We start from the raw sequence: 20,986 nt of genomic DNA, 5'->3' as shown, positions 1-20,986 counted from the left end.
AATGCAGTGAAATATAACAGAGAAAATGGACATATTTATCTTAGCTGCATGGAAATCCCATCCGAACAGCCAGGAATGACGACAATGGAATTTATCTGCCGGGATACAGGAATCGGAATGACTGAGGAGTTCCAGAAACATATTTTTGAACCATTTGCACAGGAATATACGGGAAGCCGCACAAAGTTTGTCGGAACCGGACTGGGAATGGCCATTGCAAGGAAGCTGGTCGAGAAAATGGGTGGAACCATTACTTTTGAAAGTGAAAAAGGCGTAGGGACAACATTTGTGATCCGGGTCCCATTTAAAATAGATCCGGATGCGGATAAACGTGAAGAACAGAAGGATGTATCCGAAAAATCTATAAAGGGATTGCATATTCTTCTGGCGGAAGATAATGAGCTGAATATGGAAATCGCTGAATTTATGCTTCAGAATGAGGGTGCGGACGTGATTAAAGCGTGGAATGGGCAGGAAGCGGTTGAGCTGTTCAGAAAAAGTGAACCTGGTGAATTTGATGTCATTCTTATGGACATTATGATGCCGGTAATGAATGGTTATGAAGCTACAAAGATGATCAGGTCTCTGGACAGAGAGGATGCAAAGGAGGTACCGATCATTGCAATGACAGCAAATGCGTTCACGGAGGACAGAATAATAAACGTGAAGAACAGAAGGATGTATCCGAAAAATCTATAAAGGGATTGCATATTCTTCTGGCGGAAGATAATGAGCTGAATATGGAAATCGCTGAATTTATGCTTCAGAATGAGGGTGCGGACGTGATTAAAGCGTGGAATGGGCAGGAAGCGGTTGAGCTGTTCAGAAAAAGTGAACCTGGTGAATTTGATGTCATTCTTATGGACATTATGATGCCGGTAATGAATGGTTATGAAGCTACAAAGATGATCAGGTCTCTGGACAGAGAGGATGCAAAGGAGGTACCGATCATTGCAATGACAGCAAATGCGTTCACGGAGGACAGAATAAGAGCAAAAGCAGCAGGGATGGATGAACATGTTGCTAAGCCAGTTGATGTGGAATTACTGATAAAAGTAATTCATAAATTGGTGAATGATTGATAGAGCAGTGTCAAATAAGCGGTGAAATATAGACAGGATAACTAAAATATGACATGGATACATTGGAATCATTGGATATTTTGACACTGTAAAATAGAAAAATGCAAAATTAGAGTAATTACAATGCCACGTAAAGGGATAAAAATGAATAAATCAGTATTGCAAAGAGGTATCATTTTTATATTGTGCAGCTGCATCCTTTTTTCAATCTGTCCGGTTTATGCTTTTGCAGCAGAAAATCAGAAAGAGAGAGTTGTCAGGATTGGTGTACCGGATGATACATATGATAAGATAAATGGAAATGGAAAAAGAAGCGGATACGGCTATGAATATCTGCAGAAAATCGCAGGTTATACCGGGTGGAACTATGAATATGTAGATTGTACATGGGAAAATTGTTTCGACAAATTAAAAAATGATGAGCTGGATATGATAGAAGGAATCTCTTATACGGAGGAACGGGCAGAGACTATGCTTTTTTCCGCTATTCCAATGGGAGACGAAAGATATTATGTCTATGTAAAACCCGATCATACAGACATCTCATCCTCTGACACTGCATCTTTCAATGGGAAAACGATTGGGGTGCTTATGGGTTACCTGTCGGAAATGGTATTGAACGAGTGGGAAAAGAAATATGATCTGCATACACAGCATGTCAATGTTTCAAATAATGAAGATGCTTTGAAGAAAATTGCAGACGGAGAAATTGACGTTTTTGTATCGTTAGAGGATTCCAGTCTGGATGGGTACGGAATGGTGGCCTTAACGAATCTCGGAAGTTCAAAAATATATTTTGCAATCGGCCAGAGTCATTCTGATTTAAAGACAGAGCTGGATAATGCTATGAGAAGGATCACAGATGATGATCCTTATTATGCAGATGAACTGCATAAGCAGTTTCTGTCAGTGGACAGGGTATATTTTCTGACGGGAGAAGAACAGAAATGGCTGTCAGAGCATGGAACAATCAAAATCGGTTATTTGATAAACGATGGCGGGGTCAGTACTCTTGATACAGAAACCGGAAAAGTGAGCGGCCTGATCATGGATTACAGCCAGCTTGCACAAAACTGCCTGGAAGGACAGACTTTGAAATTTGACCTGAAGGGCTATGATTCACAAGAGGATATGCAAAAAGCGTTGCATGATGGAGAAATTGATATGATTTTTCATGTGATGCAAAATACGAATGCTGCCGAAGACCTGGGCTATGATTTAACAGATACTGTCTGGAAGTACAATATGGCGGCTGCAACGGTTAAAAAGAGTTTTGATGAAAATGCTGAAAATACGGTTGCGATACCAAGAGAAGACAGTGATTTGAAGTCTTATGTTTCCTACAATTATCCACAGTGGCATGTGAAGGAATATGCTACATGGAAGGATGCAAAGAAGGCTGTTTATAATGGAAAAGCAGACTGCATGATTATGGACTTAGGCAAGTTGGAACAATATTCTGATGATAATAAACTGCATAGTGTTTTTCTGGAAAAGTACGATATGGTGTCATTTGCAGTCAGACGTGGAAACAGCATGCTGCTGTCTGTCCTGAATAAGACTATAAAAACAATGTCTGTTTCAAAATTCTCCAATGCTGTGTATATGTATGACAGTAATCTGAAGAAAGTTACGGCAAAGGAGTTTATAAGGGACAATTTCTGGGGCTTTACGGTGCTTGTTGTATCTGTTTTTTTGATCGTGCTGATACTGATACTTGGATTACTCCAAAAAGCCAGAATTGCAGAGAAAAAGGCAAAAGAGGCACAGAAGCAGGCAGAAAAGGCGAACAGTGCAAAGACAGATTTTTTGAGACATATGAGCCACGATATCCGGACACCTTTAAATGGAATTATTGGGATGATCAATATATCAGAGCGTTATTATGGCAATAAAGAAAAATTGGATGAATGTAAAGCAAAGGTAATGCAATCGATGGACTATCTGCAGTCCCTTCTGAATAATGTTCTGGATATCGGAAAAGTAGAATCTGGAACATTACAGTTGGTAAACAAGCCATTTGATCTGGTTGCAATGCTCGTAAAACAGATTTCGATTGTTGAGACAAATGCAAAGGAGTATGGTATCAGCTTTGAAGGCGGAGTTTCCATGAGTACTTTTCATCACAGATATGTTATTGGCAGTGAGGAATATCTAAACCGTCTTCTTATGAATCTTGCCGGAAATGCCGTTAAATATAACCGAAGCGGTGGTAAAGTAATCCTGTATTTCAATGAGATTTCAAGCGATGGCAAGACGGCGGTTTTTGAATTTGTATGTTCTGATACGGGACTTGGTATGAGCGAAGAATTTCAGAAACATGCATTTGAATCCTATGCCAGGGAAGGAAAAGAAACAACGAATGGATATAGTGGTGCCGGACTTGGACTTTCTATTGTAAAAGATATTGTGGACAGGATGAACGGAACAATCAAACTGGAAAGTAAAGAAAATGTAGGTACAACGTTTACCGTCACGATACCACTTGAGATTGATCATAATGCTGAGAAGGAACAGCAAAAAAAAGTGGAAAAGCCTGATCTGTCCGGTAAGAGTGTATTATTAGTTGAGGATAATGAGCTAAATCTGGAAATTGCAAAAATGCTGCTGGAAGATGAAAAGATGGTTGTGACTACGGCAGAAAATGGCGAGAAGGCTGTGGATATTGTTTCCCAGTCAGTTCCGGGCAGATTTGATTTTATTTTTATGGATATCATGATGCCGGTAATGGATGGATTAGAAGCAGCCAGACAGATAAGGACATTGAACCGTAAAGATACAAAAGAGATACCAATCATTGCGATGACAGCGAATGCATTTCAGGATGATATTAGGGACTGCATAGATGCCGGAATGAATGCACATATTGCAAAACCCATTGATAGTAAAAAAATAGAGGACACTTTGCTATTGGTTTTAAAACAGAAAATGCAGTAAGACAATTCTTTGTGTTGTGTTTCTGGCAGCCCCGGTCAGGGCGGCAGATTCAGATGAAGATATTGATGCGGCAGTGCAATTTTATGAAACCAGGAGGTTGACAAGGAGATTTAATATGATTTCGAGAGCAAAGAAATATGTGGCAGTGTTACTGGCTTTTGTATGCGTGTGTATGATATTTTCTCCCCAGACTGCATACGCAGCCGAGGACAGTTCGCAGCATGAAACTGTCAAAGTCGGTTTCTTTGCCATGGATGGTTATCATGTGATGGATGAAGAAGGCAACCGCAGCGGTTATGGCTATGATTTCCTCCGGTTGATGGCTCGTTATTGGAATGTAGATTACGAATATGTCGGATACGATCAGAGCTGGGATGATATGCAGCAGATGCTTGAAGATGGCGAGATTGACATGGTAACATCTGCCCGCAAAACACCGGACAGAGAAGAAAAGTTTGATTTTTCACGTCCGATCGGAACCAATTATGGGATGCTGACCGTCCGCAGTGACAACAGCACGATTGTGGACGGCAATTACAGCACTTACAACGGTATGCGTGTGGCGCTTTTGAACGGAAACACCCGGAATGAAGAGTTTGCGGATTTTGCAGACGACAAAGGATTTACATATGTTCCATCTTATTTTGATACGACCACAGAAATGGATGAAGCCCTTCAGAGCGAAAAAGTTGATGCGATTGTTACCAGTTCTCTGAGAAAAACAAACAATGAGCGAATCGTGGAGAAATTTGGCAGCAGCGATTTCTATGTCATTGTTAAAAAGGGCAATACAGAATTGCTGAATGAGATCAATTATGCGATCGATCAGATGAATGCGGTTGAGGGTGACTGGAAAACGACGCTTTACAATAAAAATTATGAAAGCATCGAAACTAAGAATCTGGAATATACGGAGAAAGAAAAAAGTATTATTTCACAGTATTCCAAGGACAACCCGCTTCATGTTCTGTGTGATCCGACCCGTTATCCATATTCTTATAATGAAAATGGTGAGATGAAGGGTATTATCCCGGATTACTTCCGGAAAATTGCAGACTATGCCGGGATTTCCTATGAGTTTCTTACACCTGCTACCAGAGATGAGTATATTGCTTATCAGAAAAATACGGAAACCACAGATATGAGCATCGATGCACGCCTGGAAACAGATAACTATGCTGAGACGAAAAAATGGGGGATTACTGCACCTTTCATTACGATGCAGCTGGCAAGGGTGACACGGCGTGACTTTGATGGAAACATTAATGTTGTTGCTACGGTTGACCAGACAGCATCAAATTCAATTGAAGATGCAATGGCACCCGGTGCAGAAAAACTGATGTGCAGTACCCGACAGGAAATGATGGAAGCTGTCCGTGAGGGTAAAGCAGATGCTGCCTTCGTCTACTATTACATGGCACAGGCGTTTGTGAACAGTGACACTACGGGCACCATGACATATACTCTGCTGGAACAGCCTACATTCACCTACCGCATGGTAATTTCATCAACTGAGAACCATGCGCTGGCTGGTATTCTGACGAAAGCAATGTATGCCATGCCCCAAAATCTTGTTGAAGATCTTGCAGCACAGTATACCACATACAAAGCAACAGAGCTTACATTTGTTGACTGGATCCGTCTGCATCCTGTTGTTACTGTTTGGGTTCTTCTTATTTTTGGATGGCTGCTGACTGCTATGGCTGGGACAATGGTGCGTCTCAGTGCAAGAAAAAAAGCTCAGAAGGCGGCCCAGGAGAAAGCTGAGGAAATGGCGGAACTGGCAGAGCATGCACAGGATGCAAACAAGGCAAAAACAGCATTTCTATCACATATGTCCCATGATATGAGGACACCGATGAATGCAATCATAGGATTTACCGGTATTGCAATGAAAAACAATCCGTCAGACGAAGTGAAAAATTGTCTGGAAAAGATTGACGAAAGCTCAGAGCATTTACTGTCGCTGATCAATGATGTATTAGATCTGACCCGCATCGAAAGTGGAAAAGTGAAATACAATCCGGTACCGGCGGATGTGAAAAACATTACAGATTATGCATTGGATATTATAAAAGGCTTTCTTACGAACAGGGATATCAACTTTAAGATTCAGCGTGAAGAAGCAAAGATTCCAAATGTACTTGTGGATCCTGCACGCCTGCGTGATGTGCTGGTCAATATTTTGAGCAATGCCGTGAAATTCACTCCGGATGGAGGGACGATTACCTTTGAAGCCCGGTGTCAGGAAAAGAGCGGGGATGGATATATAAATATGCGTTACCGCATTTCGGATACTGGTATTGGCATGAGTGAGGAATTTACAAAAGAAGTTTTTGAGGAATTTGCACAGGAAGATTCCGGTGTGAGAACGCAGTACCATGGAGTTGGACTGGGGATGGCTATCGTAAAGAAGTATGTAGATATGATGGGTGGAACCATTTCCGTGCAGAGTAAAAAGCATGAGGGAACCACATTTACTGTGGATATTCCTTTGGAAATTACAGATAAGGAATGTAATAAATCAGACACAGGTTTTTCGGAAAAGGTAAATCTTACAGGTGTGAATGTCCTTCTTGCAGAGGATAATGAACTGAATGCAGAGGTTGCTGCCGTGCAGTTGGAAGAGTTCGGGATGAATGTAGAAAGAGCTGTGGATGGAAAGAATGCTGTTGAGATTTTCAGAAATCATCCGAAAGGCACATTTGATGTAATCCTGATGGATATCATGATGCCTGAAATGAATGGTTATGAAGCGACAAAAGCAATCAGGGCAATGAATGACAGACCGGATGGAAAAAACATTCCTATCATAGCAATGACAGCTAATTCATTTGCAGAAGATATTCAGGCATCACTGGATGCAGGCATGAACGCACATTTGTCAAAGCCGATTGTGATTGATGAAGTTATAAAAACGATTTTAAGGTATGTACATAATTGATTAGCAGAGGTTCATGAATTAGTGGAATACAATTGACAGGAGGACTAAAATATGACAATGCGAGAGTGCTATGAAGCTATTGGAGAAAACTATGAAGCTGTCTTGGGATGCCTTCACAGCGCAGCACTGATTCGGAGATTTGCATTAAAGTTCCTTGAAGATCAGAGTTATCTACAGTTAAAACAGGCATTGAAAAATAAAAATTATATCACATACTCTTACTGGCTGCATTTTCCTGAAGGATGGCAATGGCTTTTTTGTGGTGCATGCCAGCCTTGTAGGGGCGTGTTTCGGTCAGTGCATTGTCATGCAGGAGGGCACAGACGGTTAAGTCCTGCAGTGATTCTTTGGGGATTTCCATGGCTTCTGCCATGCAGACACATATCGTTTGTGCAGGAAAAATACAATTGCCGTTAGCTTTCCGTAACGGAAGGTTTTGTTGCTGGGCATGCGTTGTGCAAACAGCAACACGCGATTTTTGCCGAACTATGTCGAACGGAATTTCTTGCCGGATAAGTGGCTCTGTGCTATGCTTTCTTTATACATTTCTATGATTTTTTTCAAAAGTTATCTTGTTTATTATCATGCTTATCAGGATCATAATCCCGTTTTTACTGCATATCAAGGAGGCGCCAGTGGCGCGTTTATCAATTTTTTGTTTTAGGATTCTACTCCGGAGGAGGCGCGCTGCCGGATGGAATTAATACATGAAAATCTGTGACGCCAAGGGTATGGAAACACTGCAAAAACTTGTAGAGGAAAAGAAAATGTGCGTTTGCGGAAAATTAAAAAGGGGGAATCTGTATGAGAAAACACAACACGATGCGAATGGCCTATGCATTGGGTGTAGCGGTTATGCTTAGCTTCAGCCTGTTTAGCGGAACACTGGCCAGGTATGCGAGTTCTGGCAGCGGAACAGATATGGCCCGGGCTGCAAAATGGGTTATCAATGCCGGAACAGGAGGAAACCTGAAGGCGATTTCAACGAACGGTACCGATAGTATGTCTTTCGATCTGTTCAATAAAGTACTGGATACTAAGGGGGTAATAGAGGACAAGCGTGTTAAAGCTGGTGGTGATGAGACAATAGTGGCACCTGGCACCTGGGGATATGTTGATCTGAAAATCCAGAACCTGTCGGAGGTGGCAGCAGATTATGCGATCAATCTGGATGCAGAAGGAGAATCTTCTTTGCCCCTGGATTATGCGATCTTAAAAATTGATGGTTTTAAAAATGAGATAGCTTGTCCGGATGCCAGCACTGTAACATGGAAGGCAGATCCGTCAGAGGTGAAGGTAGCATCTACATCAGATACATTGAATCATACTGATGGCAATGTACTTTACCGCGTATACTGGAAATGGGATTATATGCGGGCCAATAAGGATCAGGAAGATACGGATATTGGCCGTAATGGGAGAACAACGCAGACTATTAAGGCAACTGTAAAAGCGACACAGGCAGACTAGTGTATTAACAGATTTTCTCTAGATACCAGAAGCAATATTGTGTATAATAGACTTAACTGTTTGTGTTAACAAAGCATACAGGGCTGAATGATACATAGAAAACAGTTGTTGTTCATGGAGCGGGAAATCCTGGATTGAAGCTCCCGTTGCCGGAGCCCTCTGGCATGTGAACAATACCGGAAAAAAGCTTTACGGGAAAGAAGGAGGATCTGTCTGTGCTAAAGGAATGGATCCCGGTCAAGATGCCGGAAGAGAAGGAACTGAAGACGAGACTTGAGGCAGCCAGAGAGAAACTTGCGGTACAGCAGCTTCAGATGAAGGAGAAGAAAGTTCCGGTTCTGGTGCTGGTAGAAGGCTGGGGAACCTCGGGTAAGGGCTCTAGCATCGGACGGGTCATCCAGAATATCGACCCGCGTTTCTTCAAGGTTTTCGATATGGAGAAAAAAAGCGAGGAGGATGCCCGTAAGCCATTTTTATACCGCTATTTTGCAAAGATTCCGGAAGCGGGAAAGTTCGTGTTTTTGGATTCAGGCTGGATGAGTGAACTGACCTCTGCTTATCTTCAGGGCGAGCTTTCGGAGAAAGAATATGAAAAACGGCTGGAGAGTGTGCGCCGTTTTGAGCGCCAGCTGACGGATAACGGCTATCTGGTGGTGAAGCTGTTTTTGAATATTTCCAAAAAGGAGCAGGGGAAGCGCATCAACCATCTGACTGAAGAGAAGGATACGCAGTGGCGCGTCAGCAGCTACGATCTGTGGCAGCATGAGCACTATGAAGATTGCGGGGAAGTGTTCGCGGATTATTTAAAGCGGACAAGCATGCCATCGGCTCCATGGTACATCATTGATGCGAAATCGAGAAAGTGGACGGAACTGCAGATCATGGAAATCCTGACCCAGGGAATCGATGTTGCCCTCAGCAACAGCCAAATGGCAGTGCCGCTGTTACAGAATGTGTTCCCGCTGGAGCGCATGCCTTTGCTTTCCGAGATCCCGCTCGATAAGACCATTACTGACGAAGAATACAAAAAAGAGTTGAAGCAGTTAAAGGAACGCCTTGGGGAGCTGCACAACCGCCTGTACCGCAAGAAGGTCCCGGTGATCATTGCTTACGAGGGCTGGGATGCCGCAGGAAAGGGTGGAAATATCAAGCGCATCACCAGTGCGCTGGACCCGCGTGGATACGAGGTGCATCCGATCGCAAGCCCGGAGCCGCACGAGAAAGCCAGACATTACCTGTGGCGTTTCTGGACCAGACTGCCCAAGACAGGTCACATTGCCATTTTCGATCGTACCTGGTATGGCCGTGTTATGGTAGAGCGGCTGGAGGGCTTCTGCAGCGAGAATGACTGGAAGCGGGCTTACCATGAGATCAATGAGTTTGAGAAGGAGCTTCATGACTGGGGCGCTGTCATCATCAAATTCTGGGTACAGATCGATAAGGACACCCAGCTTGCGCGGTTTACCGAGCGCCAGAACACCCCGGAAAAACAGTGGAAGATCACCGATGAAGACTGGAGAAACCGGGAAAAATGGGATCAGTACGAGCAGGCAGTAAACGAGATGATCGCGAAGACCAGCACGACCTACGCACCGTGGCACATTCTGGAATCCGTCGATAAAAAATATGCCCGCATTAAGGCAATGCAGATTGTGATCGAGGAGCTGGAGAAAGTGCTGGAAGTTCATGAGTAAACTGAACGAAAATTTTATTTATGAAATTCTGTCAGTAGTGGAGGAAATTCCAGAAGGGTGTGTTGCTTCCTATGGACAAATTGCAAAACTTATCGGTCGGGATAAAAATTCCCGGCTGGTGGGGAAAGTGTTGAGTCGGGCTGAATGGTATGGGGAGTATCCCTGCCATCGGGTTGTTAACCGTGCGGGGCGTACCGCTCCTGGCTGGTGGGAGCAGAGGCTTCTTCTGGAAGACGAGGGTGTACAATTCAAGAAAAATGGCTGTGTGGATATGAAAAATTACCAGTGGAAATGTGGAACAGAGTGAAGCCTGACTGAATGTACGGAAGCAGTTTACTCGGAGTGCAAGTGAAATATCAGAAAAAATCCATGAAAAGAGGAAGCATAATTGTATGAATATACTTGTGATTGATGCGCAGGGCGGCGGCATTGGAAAACAGATTGTGAGTGCTTTGAAAAAACGTTATCCGGAGCAGTATATCACCGCGGTGGGAACCAACAGTCTGGCTACTTCTTCCATGTTAAAAGCAGGGGCGGATGCGGCAGCCACCGGCGAAAATCCGGTCATTGTGTGCAGCCGTAGAGCCGATGTGATCATCGGACCGGTCGGAATTGTGATTGCGGACGCACTTCTTGGCGAGATTACAGCTGCCATGGCAGCGGCTGTCGGACAAAGTCCGGCAAAGCGCATCCTGGTCCCGGTAAACCACTGCGATAACTATATCGTGGGCGTGACGGACTTAAGCATGGCAAAGCTGATCGAGGGTGTGGTTGCGGAAGTCGGGAAGCTGATGGAACGTGGAAACTGTGTTCGTAAATAAATATTTTGGGATATATAATGCCATAGAATATAAGCTGAAGTTAACTTCACATTCAACTTCTAGTTGCCATATCGGCAAAGTTATGCTATAATTCTTCTCAATTGGACAGCACGAAGCTGTTTTACAGAGGCAGAAGCTTCTGAATGGTGTTTGATTTTACGACGTATTTTTTGAAGAATGTATGCACAGGAAGGCATACGGCTTTTCCAGGAGAAGCCGCTTGCCTTCCTTTATTATTTTTTGAGAAAGAGAGGACTGGATACGATGGACTTACAGGAGTTTTTCAAAGAAAACCCGAAGGTGGCACTTGCTTTTTCCGGCGGTGTGGATTCTTCTTACTTACTTTATGCAGCTATGAAATATGGGGCAGATGTGAAAGCGTACTATGTAAAGGCTCTGTTCCAGCCGCAGTTTGAGATGGATGACGCAATGCGTTTGGCAGAGCAGTTAAAGGCTCCGGTCCGTGTGCTGCGTGCCGATGTGCTGTCTGACCCGCTGGTAGTTTCCAATCCGTCTAACCGTTGCTATTATTGCAAGAAGGTCATCTTTAACATGATCATGAAGGCAGCTGCAGAGGATGGTTATACGGTATTGCTGGACGGAACCAATGCTTCTGACGATGCGGGAGACCGCCCGGGCATGAAAGCATTGCAGGAGCTGCAGGTAAAGTCTCCGCTTAGAGAGTGCGGTCTGGTAAAATCTGAGATCCGCCAGCTTTCCAAAGAGGGTGGCCTTTTCACCTGGGACAAACCGTCTTATGCATGTCTGGCAACCCGTATCCCGACCGGTTGCGAGATTACGGCGGAGAAGCTTCAGAAGACCGAGGCAGCAGAGAATTTCATGTTCTCCCTTGGCTTCAGCGATTTCCGTGTGCGCATGATGCCAAACGGTGCGGCAAGATTGCAGGTTCCTGCCGCCCAGCTTCCGCTTGTAATGGAAAAGCACGAAGAGATTCTGGCAGAGCTTAAGAAAAGCTATCCGGCAGTGCTTCTGGACCTGGAGGTTCGCGGATGAATAGTGAGATCAGAAAAACATTAGAGGCCGTGAAAAACGGTGAACTTTCGGTTGATGATGCGCTCCTTGCCATCAAAAAGGAGCCATTTGAGGATATCGGTTATGCCAAAGTAGACCTGCACCGTGGAATTCGCCAGGGTGCCGCAGAGGTGATCTACGGAGCCGGAAAGACACCGGAGCAGATGATCGGAATTATCGGAGCAATGCTGGAGCATGAGGTGCAGACCATCCTGATCACCCGGCTTTCACCGGAAAAGGCAGAAGAAATCCAAAAAACTTATCCTCAGCTGGATTACCGGAAGGATGCAAAGATTGGTACGATCGGACAGTTCCCGGCAGCAGACGGCATGGGAAAAATCGTGGTGGCAACAGCAGGAACCTCGGACATTCCGGTAGCTGAGGAGGCTGCACTGACTGCGGAAGCACATGGAAATGAGGTTGTGCGTCTGTACGATGTAGGCGTGGCCGGACTTCACCGCCTGTTAGCGCATATGGATGATATCATGAGTGCATCGGTGATCATTGCCATTGCCGGAATGGAGGGAGCACTCGCCAGTGTGATCGGAGGCCTGGCAGATTGTCCGGTCATTGCCGTGCCGACCAGCATCGGATATGGTGCGTCCTTTGGCGGCGTTTCTGCACTGTTATCGATGCTGAATTCTTGTGCCAGCGGGGTATCGGTGGTAAATATCGATAATGGTTTTGGCGCCGGATACCTGGCAAGCATGATCAATCATATGGCTGAGGCGAAAAAATAAAGAGTAGTTAAAGAACGGAGAAGAAATAGATGAAAACATTATATTTACAGTGTAACATGGGTGCTGCGGGCGATATGCTGACTGCTGCACTGTTAGAGCTAGTGCCAGATCCAGATGCTGTGGTAGCGGAATTAAACGGTCTGGGAATCCCGGGTGTGGAGTTTGTGAAGGAGCCGATGAGCAAGTGCGGTATTGGCGGAACCCATATGAGCGTGAAGGTGCATGGAGAGGAAGAGTCGGAGGAGATGTTCCACCACCATCACGACCATGACAGCATTGAAAAAACTGACAAGTCCGGTCACGACCATGAGAATCAAAACAATCTTAATTGTGCCGAGGAATGTGCGAGCCATGTTCATGACCACAGCCATGAGGAGCATGACCACCACCACGATCATGAGCATATGCACGAAGGCCATGCACATGATCACGACCATACTCATGAGCATACACATGATCACGCACACCATCATCACCACAGCAGTCTCCATGACATCGGGCACATTGTGTGCGACCATCTGAATCTTCCAGAGCAGGTGAAACAGGATGTTATGGCAGTCTATGGTCTGATCGCTGAGGCGGAGAGTCATGCGCACGGAGTTCCGGTAACGGAGATCCACTTCCACGAGGTGGGTACCATGGATGCCATTGCAGACATCACGGCGGCTTGTCTGCTGATGAACCGCATCGCCCCGGATCAGGTCATCGTTTCCCCGGTTCATGTGGGAAGCGGACAGGTACGCTGTGCCCATGGCATTTTACCAGTTCCGGCTCCGGCTACCGCGTACATTTTAAATGGAGTGCCGATTTACGGCGGAGCAGTAAAGGGTGAGCTTTGCACACCGACCGGTGCTGCGCTCTTAAAGCATTTTGCAACCCGCTTTGGCGATATGCCGGTGATGCGCACCGAGGCAATCGGCTACGGCATGGGTAAGAAAGATTTTGAGGTGGCAAACTGCGTCCGCGCGATTCTTGGTGAGACAGAGGATGCCGGCGATACGGTTGCACAGCTGGAATGCAACGTGGATGACATGACTGCGGAAGAACTTAGTTTTGCCATGGAAACCATTCTGGCAGCTGGTGCGCTGGAGGTTTACACGGTGCCGGTTGGCATGAAAAAATCCAGACCGGGTACGCTGTTGAGTGTACTGTGCCATGAGGACCAGAAGCAAAAACTGGTGCAGGTGATCTTTAAAAATACGACAACGATCGGCGTGCGGGAGCACAGCTGCAGCCGCTACACGTTACAGCGCAGCTTTGAGACCGTACATACACCATACGGAGATGTCCAGAAGAAAATTTCTTCCGGTTATGGGGTAAAGCGGGAGAAATATGAGTATGAGGATCTGGCACGGATCGCCAGAGAGCAGGGGATGTCTCTTGCTGAAGTGAAGAAGCAGGTTTTATAAAACAGGGATGCAGCTGTGGGAAGCAGCCGCGGGAATGAAACGGCAGAAAGCAGCCCGAAAGAAGGAAGGCAGCAGAAGCAGCCGCAAAAACAAAATGGCAGCAAAGCTGTCAGGAGATCGGGAGAACAGGAATCGTGCAGGAACAGATGAATCAGGATGAAATTTTGGATACGCTGACGTCTTATTGGACGGACCGTGCGCAAAGCTACAGTGCGCAGAATATTGCGGAGATGAATGACTGGCGGAGGCAGGCATGGAGGGAGCTGATTCTTTCCCATGGACCACAAAAAGAATGCCTGCGCGTGCTGGATATTGGAACAGGCCCAGGCTTTTTTGCCATTAATCTGGCGCTTGCCGGGCATGAGGTGACTGCGGTCGATGTGACCGGAGAGATGCTTGCGCATGCGAAACAAAATGCTGAAAGCTATGGTGCAAAGGCAAAGTTTGTCCTTCACCGGGGAGAATTTCTTCCGTTTGAAGATAACAGCTTTGACTTGATCGTCAGCCGCAATGTGGTCTGGAACCTGGAGTACCCGGAGCAGGCGCTTTCGGAATGGGCGCGTGTTCTTGCACCGGGCGGCCGTATGGTTTATTTTGATGCCAACTGGTATCTGTATCTTTACGACGATGAACTCCGTGCGCAGAAAAAGGCAGCAGAGCAGGCTTTCCGCGCGAAGTATCCGGTGCACAATTATGCCGGAAATCTTCCGAAATCGCGGATTCTGGAGCTGGAGCAGACGGCATATTCCCTTCCTCTTTCCAAAGAAAAAAGACCGGAATGGGACAGGGCTGTGTTAGAAAGGCTGGGAATGCAGATTATAAAGGTGATTGACGATATTGGACCGGGGGTGCAGGATCCGCTGGACTGGGAGCGAGACCATCCGATCCATACGTTTATGATCTGTGCGGAAAAACCAGAAACCTAGACGGAATTTTGCTGCGTGCACACAGGCATGCATGGCAGCAGGAAGAGGTCCGATTGTACTGGGACGATGAAAGATAGGAGAAATTGCCGGGAAAGGGGGAATGGCTATGTCAGTTTTACACAGTGTACGGGAAAAACATCCTGCATGCGGATATGCGCTGAGACGGATCATTGCGCTCATTCCGGTACTGCTCGGTGTGACATTTCTGACATACGGTCTGATGTATCTTTCTCCGAAGGATCCGGTCGAGATGATGCTCCAGGGGCAGGGCACGGCACCGGCTCCGGAGGTCGTAGAAGCAATGCGGCATCAGCTTGGCTTAGACCGTCCATTTCTGGTTCAGTATGTGGACTGGCTCTCTTGCTTTGTCCGCGGCGATATGGGAGTATCGTATCTGGATGGTGCTCCGGTGGCTGGGAAATTGTTGTCCGCGCTGCCGAATACCTTGAAACTGACGGCGGCATCGGTGCTTGTGACGGTTCTTTTTTCGCTTCCGCTTGGTGTCCTGACTGCTGTGAAACAGGGAAAACCGGTAGATATCAGCATTCGTTTTCTGAGTTTTATCGGCAACAGCCTGCCCAACTACATTGTGTCACTGCTGCTTTTGTATGTTCTGGCGCTGAAGCTGGATTGGTTCCCGATCCTTTCTACAGGTTCCTGGGACAGTCTGGTGCTTCCGACGCTGGCGCTGGCGATTCCTATGACCGGAAAATATATCCGGCAGGTGCGGGCAGCCGTGCTGGAGCAATTGAGAAAATCTTATGTGGATGGCGCGTATTCCCGGGGCCTGGCTCCGGGAATTGTACTGTTTTCTTATGTGCTGCGCAATGCCATGACAACAATTTTGACGTTATTGTCCATGTCGGTGGGTTCTCTTTTAGGAGGAACGGCCGCCATTGAAGTGATCTTTTCCCTGCCGGGAATGGGATATATGGTAACCAGTGCGGTTACTTCCCGCGATTACCCGGTCATCCAGGCGTTTGTTGTCTGGATGAGTGTGATCTATCTGCTCATCAATCTGTTGACAGATTTCTTCTATTTTTATATGGATCCGCGGATTAACGCCGGAATGGAGGAGGGGGCATGAAGCATTCAAAAACCTGGGCAAAAAGAAAAATGATGGTTTACCTGCTCTTGTTTCTTGCACTTTGTTTATTTAGTCTGGTTTCGGCGCGTCTGGCTCCGCACGATGCGGAACTGGTAGATTTGCTTGCGGCAAAACATCCGCCGGATGCGGAATATCCGATGGGGACAGATGGACTGGGACGATGCATTTTATCCCGGATTCTGGCAGGAGCGTACAGCTCCATCTTTGCTTCGCTTTTGATCGTAGTATTATCTATGTTTATTGGTTGTACTATAGGGATGGTCAGCGGGTATGCAGGCGGCATCGCAGATGAAATCCTGATGCGGGTTGTCGATATTTTCCTTGCATTTCCGGGCATTGTGTTATCGATCGCAGTAGCAGGGATGTTAGGGCCAGGGCTGAAAAACGGGATTTTTGCATTAGCGGCAACGGGCTGGACGCAGTATGCACGCCTGACACGCAGCTATGTGCTTTCCATCCGGCAGGAAAATTATGTCAAGGCGGAAATCTTAAATGGCCAGAGCAGTGGGTCTATTTTGCTGCGGCATGTATTTCCCAATGCCATCCGGCCAGTCGTTGTGACCGGAACGCTGCATTTGAGCAGTGCTATGCTGAGTATTTCCGGACTGAGCTTTCTCGGACTCGGCTCCTCCACCGCGGAGTGGGGCAGCATGCTTTCGGAAGGACGCAGTCTGATGCAGCAGTGTCCGTGGATTGTTTTGTATCCGGCGCTTGCGATTTTTCTGGTCACGATTCTGTTTAACCTGCTGGGAGACAGCGTGCGGGATGTGCTGGACCCGGGCCGGTAGAGACAAGTTGTACGATTGTTGCTGTGAAAGGCCGCAACAGATGTTGGGAAGGTTGCAGACAGATATATGGAGACAAGGGCAGATATGAAAACAGATGGACACCGGCAATTTGGAAGTGAAACAGGAAATCGGAGAGTTTGGGATTTCAGATAGAATGAAAAGGAGAGTAGAAATGAAAAAAACAACAATTGCATGTCTGATCATGCTGGCGGTTCTGACGCTGACAGCATGTGGCAGTAAAACGGCTGGGGGCGTTGGAAGTGAAGCTGGATCGAATGCAGCAACCATGAACGGGAAGACCCCGGGCGCTGCAGCAGGCGCTCCGGAAGGTTCTGCTGGAAAAAAAGATGCGAATGCGTCCAGCAATTTGGAGGCTGGCACAGACACACGCAGCAATTTTGTCTTCGGTGATTATGTCGGCAATGTTGACCCGGCTTCGGGAGCGTATGCCTGGGTCGGCATGCGTACCGGTGTCATGGAATCATTATTCCGGTTCGATGAAAATTTAAATGTGGAAAAAAATCTGGTAAAGGAGTATTCCGTTTCAGACGATGGACTGGCCTGGACTATTGAACTGCGCGACGGGGTACTTTTCCAGAGTGGAAATCCCGTGGATGCGGAAGCGGTAAAGGCCTCTCTGTTACGGACCTGCTCCATGCAGAGCCGTGCGGCGCAGGAATTGAATATCGCATCCATCGACGCAGAGGGCAATACATTAAAAATCACAACCAACACGCCGAATCCGGTTTTGCCGAACTGTCTGTGCGACCCATATTCCGGCATTGTGGATGTGAAAAGCCTGGATGATGCGGGCAACGCAACAATAGGAACCGGACCATTTAAGCTGGTGGAATATGTTGAAAACCAGCGCATGGAACTGGATGCCTTTGATGATTACTGGGGTGGAAGACCGGCAAGCAAGCATGTGACGATCCGCGCCATCAATGATCTGGACGCTTCCAGTATGGCGCTGCAGAAAGGGGAACTGGATGCCTGCTACGGTTTGTCTTACGATGCACGCGACCTGTTTGACGGTACAAAGGGCTTCAAGATTTCCCAGGCTGCGACCTCCCGTGTATACAAGATTTATTTTAATCTGGAACATGAATTTACCGGTGATCCTGCATTCCGGAAAGCCATCTGCATGGCAGTGGACCGTGAAAATTACGCGAAGGTGCTGGTAAACGGAGCGGGAACTCCGACGAAAACCACGTTTCCGGCGGTTACGGCATTCAGCGATGAAGCATCTCTGGCCAACGTCCCGGATTTCGATATGGAGGGCGCAAAAAAACTGTTGGAGGAACATGGTTACAGGGACTCGGATGGAGATGGAATTCTGGACAAAGACGGAGAAAAAGTTTCTCTCCAGATCATTACCTATGGACGAACCGGTCTGCCGCAGAGCAGTCAGGCGCTGCAGTCTGCTTTAAGCCAGCTTGGCATTGAGGCAAGTGTAGAGCAGTTAGACAGCACCGAAGACCGCGGCCATGCAGGAACCTTTGATTTAAGTGTATACGCAGAGGTAACGCTTCCGACTGGTGATCCGTATTCTTATCTGATGAACAGCTACGGAACGGACGGTACCAACAATTTTGGTAGATATTCCAATGCAGAGGTCGATGCCCTGCTTGGAGAACTTGCCGTGGAATTTGATACCGGCAGGCGTGCGGAGCTTGCAAAGCAGATCGACAAGACCGTGCTGGCTGATAACTCCTATTGCAATATGTTTCATTTAAATATGTATATGGCGATGAAGGATACGGTTGAGGGACTGGAGCAGTCACCGGTGGATTATTATCATATTACGGCGCAGACCTGCGTGAAGTAGCGAAAGGAATGGTTTGTGTCAGGCAGGTCCGTGTATCCGTGGATTATGATGAAACAGAGTAAGGTTGCCTTGCTGGAAAAGGGAAAGCAGATGCCAGTGGAGAGGAGGGGATTTGGTGGAGCAGAAAATGCAGCTGAAGTGTGCAAGACCGTTGGAGCAGGATGTGCAGCCGGAATGTGTAATGCAGCCGGAGCAGGAAGCGCAGCCAGAATGTGTAATGCAGCCGGAGCAGGAAAGCTGGCCTGAACAAAATGCATTGCTGGAATTAAAAAATCTGTCAGTGCGCTATGCAGATGGTTCCGATTCTGTTCTGCAGGGAATCAGCCTTTCGCTGCATGCTGCGGAAATTGTCTGCGTGATCGGGGAAAGCGGATCGGGGAAGAGCACGCTGTTTCAGTCAATCCTTCAACTTCAGGACCGGGTGATGGTCACGGAGGGAAGGGTGCTGTTTCGGGGAGAGAGTTTGTGTGAGTCAGCTGCCCGGAAACTTCGGAGAACAAACGCTTCTGGATCTGCAGATCATTTTTCAGCAGGGAAAGAAGCCTGCCGGACTGCGGACAGACGACTTTGGAACCGGAGAAAAAGGCGGTTTGGAACCGGCGGGCTTTGCAGCATCCGGGGTACCGGAATCGGCGTCGTGTTTCAGGAGCCGGGCGTATCGCTCGATCCTACCCGCAAAATCTGGCGGCAGTTTTACGATGCCATGCATGCACATGACAAAAGCGTGCGAAAAGCGGATGCGAGAAAGCAGGCAAAATTGCTTCTGGAACAAATGGAATTTTCAGATCCCGACCGGATTCTCGACAGCTGCCCGGTGCAGCTGTCTGGTGGTATGAATCAGCGGGTAGCTATCGCATTAGCGATGGTTCTAAAGCCAGATGTTCTTCTGGCTGACGAGCCGACCAGTGCACTGGATGTTACCGTACAGGCACAGGTGATTAAAGAACTGCTGGAGCTGCGCCGGCAATATAAAACGGCCATTCTTCTGATCACGCATAATATGGGAGTCGCTGCGAAGATGGCAGACCGGATCGTGGTGATGAAAGATGGGCAGATCGTGGAGTGCGGTACCAGGGAAGAGATTTTGAAACATCCGAAGCATCCGTACACCCGGGAACTGCTGGCAGCAGTTCCAAAACTTATGAAGACGGCAGGCGCATGTGGATAGTTTCTTTGGGCGCGCATTGGGATGCTGCCGGGCGTGTGTGCGTGGCCAGCAACACTTGCCAGCCAAGATTTACGGGTAAGGAAGACCATTGCCGTGCACGTGCGTGGCCAGCAACATGGACGATTCGGGAGGTGATAATTTTGCAGTCAGACATGCAGCCGATACTGGAAGTATCACATATCACAAAAACATTTCATGAGCATGGCGGCAGGCGGTTTTGTGCAGTCAACGACATTTCCCTTACTGTGAGACCGGGCGAGTGTGTTGGAATTGTCGGAGAGAGCGGTTCTGGAAAGTCGACTCTGGCACGCATTGTTACCCGCCTGGTCTTGCCGGACAGCGGTTCAGTAAAGCTGTGCGGAACGGAGCTGACTACAGCAAAGGGAGCTGCCCTGCGTGCGGCTTACCGGAACATAAAGATGATCTTTCAAGAGCCGAGAAGCTCGTTTGATCCGCGCTTAACACTGGGGGAAAGCATTTGCGAAGCCCTAAAGCCGGTCATGCCGGACAAAAAAGCACGCAGGGAAGAGGCTGGGCGGCTGCTTTGCAGTGTCAGCCTGGATGAAAGCTTTCTCGGCCTTTACCCGGGACAGGTCAGCGGCGGGGAATGCCAGCGTGCCGCGATCGCGCGGGCGCTTGCACAAACCCCAAAGCTTTTGATCTGTGATGAAGCGACCTCTGCGCTGGATGTGTCTGTGCAGGCGCAGATCATAGCGCTTTTGAATGAGATCCGGCAGAATCAGCAACTCTCAATTTTATTTATTTCTCACGATCTCGCACTGGTCAGCAGCTTTTGCGACCGGCTTTATGTTCTTTATAAGGGAAGGGTTGTAGAAGAAGGGGAGACTGCGCAGGTGATCCAAAACCCCAGACAGCCGTATACGAAAAAACTGATCGATTCGGTGCTGTCTGTGTAATGGCAATAACGGTGTAAATTAATAGGGCAGAAAGTGTAGGAATTGCTAATTACCTGCGTATTCATTTCGAATTGCAGGAATGGAAGATATTAGAAAAGGAAGATATCCGAAGATATTTACAG

At 47.2% G+C, this 20,986-nt stretch carries 18 protein-coding genes; 17 read left to right on the top strand and 1 reads right to left on the bottom strand.

Features of this window, described 5'->3' with window-relative positions; genetic code table 11:
- The 4 genes from DW922_RS01440 to DW922_RS01425 all read left to right on the top strand — a co-directional run.
- Positions 1-699, top strand: a 699-nt coding sequence (locus tag DW922_RS01440; protein WP_118725571.1) for an ATP-binding protein, incomplete at its 5' end; no start/stop codon positions are given.
- Between the two features lie 5 nt (positions 700-704).
- Complete coding sequence (locus tag DW922_RS01435) at positions 705-1,082, top strand: response regulator (RefSeq protein WP_279221312.1); 378 nt, start codon at positions 705-707, stop codon at positions 1,080-1,082.
- A 144-nt stretch (positions 1,083-1,226) separates the two neighbouring features.
- Entirely contained in the window at positions 1,227-4,019 is a 2,793-nt protein-coding gene (locus DW922_RS01430) for a transporter substrate-binding domain-containing protein (RefSeq protein WP_182430545.1), read from the top strand.
- 115 nt (positions 4,020-4,134) lie between these two features.
- Positions 4,135-6,963, top strand: coding sequence for a transporter substrate-binding domain-containing protein (locus DW922_RS01425; protein WP_118725570.1), 2,829 nt, complete (start codon positions 4,135-4,137; stop codon positions 6,961-6,963).
- Between the two features lie 208 nt (positions 6,964-7,171).
- Here the strand turns inward: DW922_RS01425 and DW922_RS17410 are convergent, their stop codons facing one another.
- Positions 7,172-7,336, bottom strand: coding sequence for a hypothetical protein (locus tag DW922_RS17410; RefSeq protein ID WP_154106735.1), 165 nt, complete (start codon positions 7,334-7,336; stop codon positions 7,172-7,174).
- 431 nt (positions 7,337-7,767) lie between these two features.
- On the opposite strand from DW922_RS17410, the gene DW922_RS01415 reads away from it, so the two are divergent.
- From DW922_RS01415 to DW922_RS01355, 13 genes are all read left to right on the top strand, one after another.
- Positions 7,768-8,433, top strand: a complete 666-nt coding sequence (locus tag DW922_RS01415) for a hypothetical protein (protein ID WP_118725569.1) — start codon at positions 7,768-7,770, stop codon at positions 8,431-8,433.
- Between the two features lie 215 nt (positions 8,434-8,648).
- A complete protein-coding gene (gene pap, locus DW922_RS01410) occupies positions 8,649-10,127 on the top strand; it encodes a polyphosphate:AMP phosphotransferase (RefSeq protein ID WP_118725568.1) in 1,479 nt (492 codons plus the stop codon).
- Complete coding sequence (locus DW922_RS01405; protein ID WP_118719986.1) at positions 10,120-10,434, top strand: MGMT family protein; 315 nt, start codon at positions 10,120-10,122, stop codon at positions 10,432-10,434. Before pap ends, DW922_RS01405 begins: the two co-directional genes overlap by 8 nt.
- A gap of 85 nt (positions 10,435-10,519) precedes the next feature.
- Positions 10,520-10,948, top strand: a complete 429-nt coding sequence (locus tag DW922_RS01400) for a DUF3842 family protein (RefSeq protein ID WP_118725567.1) — start codon at positions 10,520-10,522, stop codon at positions 10,946-10,948.
- Positions 10,949-11,212: 264 nt separating this feature from the next.
- Positions 11,213-11,962, top strand: coding sequence for an ATP-dependent sacrificial sulfur transferase LarE (larE, locus tag DW922_RS01395; protein WP_118725589.1), 750 nt, complete (start codon positions 11,213-11,215; stop codon positions 11,960-11,962).
- Entirely contained in the window at positions 11,959-12,720 is a 762-nt protein-coding gene (gene larB / locus DW922_RS01390) for a nickel pincer cofactor biosynthesis protein LarB (RefSeq protein ID WP_118719982.1), read from the top strand. Before larE ends, larB begins: the two co-directional genes overlap by 4 nt.
- Before the next feature lie 29 nt (positions 12,721-12,749).
- Entirely contained in the window at positions 12,750-14,129 is a 1,380-nt protein-coding gene (gene larC, locus DW922_RS01385; protein WP_118725566.1) for a nickel pincer cofactor biosynthesis protein LarC, read from the top strand.
- Between the two features lie 134 nt (positions 14,130-14,263).
- A complete protein-coding gene (locus tag DW922_RS01380; protein WP_147353351.1) occupies positions 14,264-15,055 on the top strand; it encodes a class I SAM-dependent methyltransferase in 792 nt (263 codons plus the stop codon).
- Positions 15,056-15,161: 106 nt separating this feature from the next.
- Positions 15,162-16,142: an ABC transporter permease gene (locus DW922_RS01375; RefSeq protein ID WP_118719976.1), complete on the top strand. Its 981-nt coding sequence runs from the start codon at positions 15,162-15,164 to the stop codon at positions 16,140-16,142.
- A complete protein-coding gene (locus tag DW922_RS01370) occupies positions 16,139-16,951 on the top strand; it encodes an ABC transporter permease (protein ID WP_207666280.1) in 813 nt (270 codons plus the stop codon). The genes DW922_RS01375 and DW922_RS01370 overlap by 4 nt, the downstream gene beginning before the upstream one ends.
- A 172-nt stretch (positions 16,952-17,123) precedes the next feature.
- Positions 17,124-18,779, top strand: a complete 1,656-nt coding sequence (locus tag DW922_RS01365; RefSeq protein ID WP_195714980.1) for an ABC transporter substrate-binding protein — start codon at positions 17,124-17,126, stop codon at positions 18,777-18,779.
- Positions 18,780-18,894: 115 nt separating this feature from the next.
- Positions 18,895-19,947, top strand: a complete 1,053-nt coding sequence (locus tag DW922_RS01360; protein ID WP_118725564.1) for an ABC transporter ATP-binding protein — start codon at positions 18,895-18,897, stop codon at positions 19,945-19,947.
- A 140-nt stretch (positions 19,948-20,087) separates the two neighbouring features.
- Positions 20,088-20,864, top strand: a complete 777-nt coding sequence (locus DW922_RS01355) for an ABC transporter ATP-binding protein (RefSeq protein WP_243031964.1) — start codon at positions 20,088-20,090, stop codon at positions 20,862-20,864.
- Positions 20,865-20,986: the final 122 nt, after the last annotated feature.

Source organism: Clostridium sp. AM42-4, from assembly GCF_003480105.1.
GTDB lineage: Bacteria > Bacillota > Clostridia > Lachnospirales > Lachnospiraceae > Brotaphodocola.
Note: the sequence above shows the minus strand (reverse complement) of the source record. Positions and strands in the feature narration are given on the sequence as shown.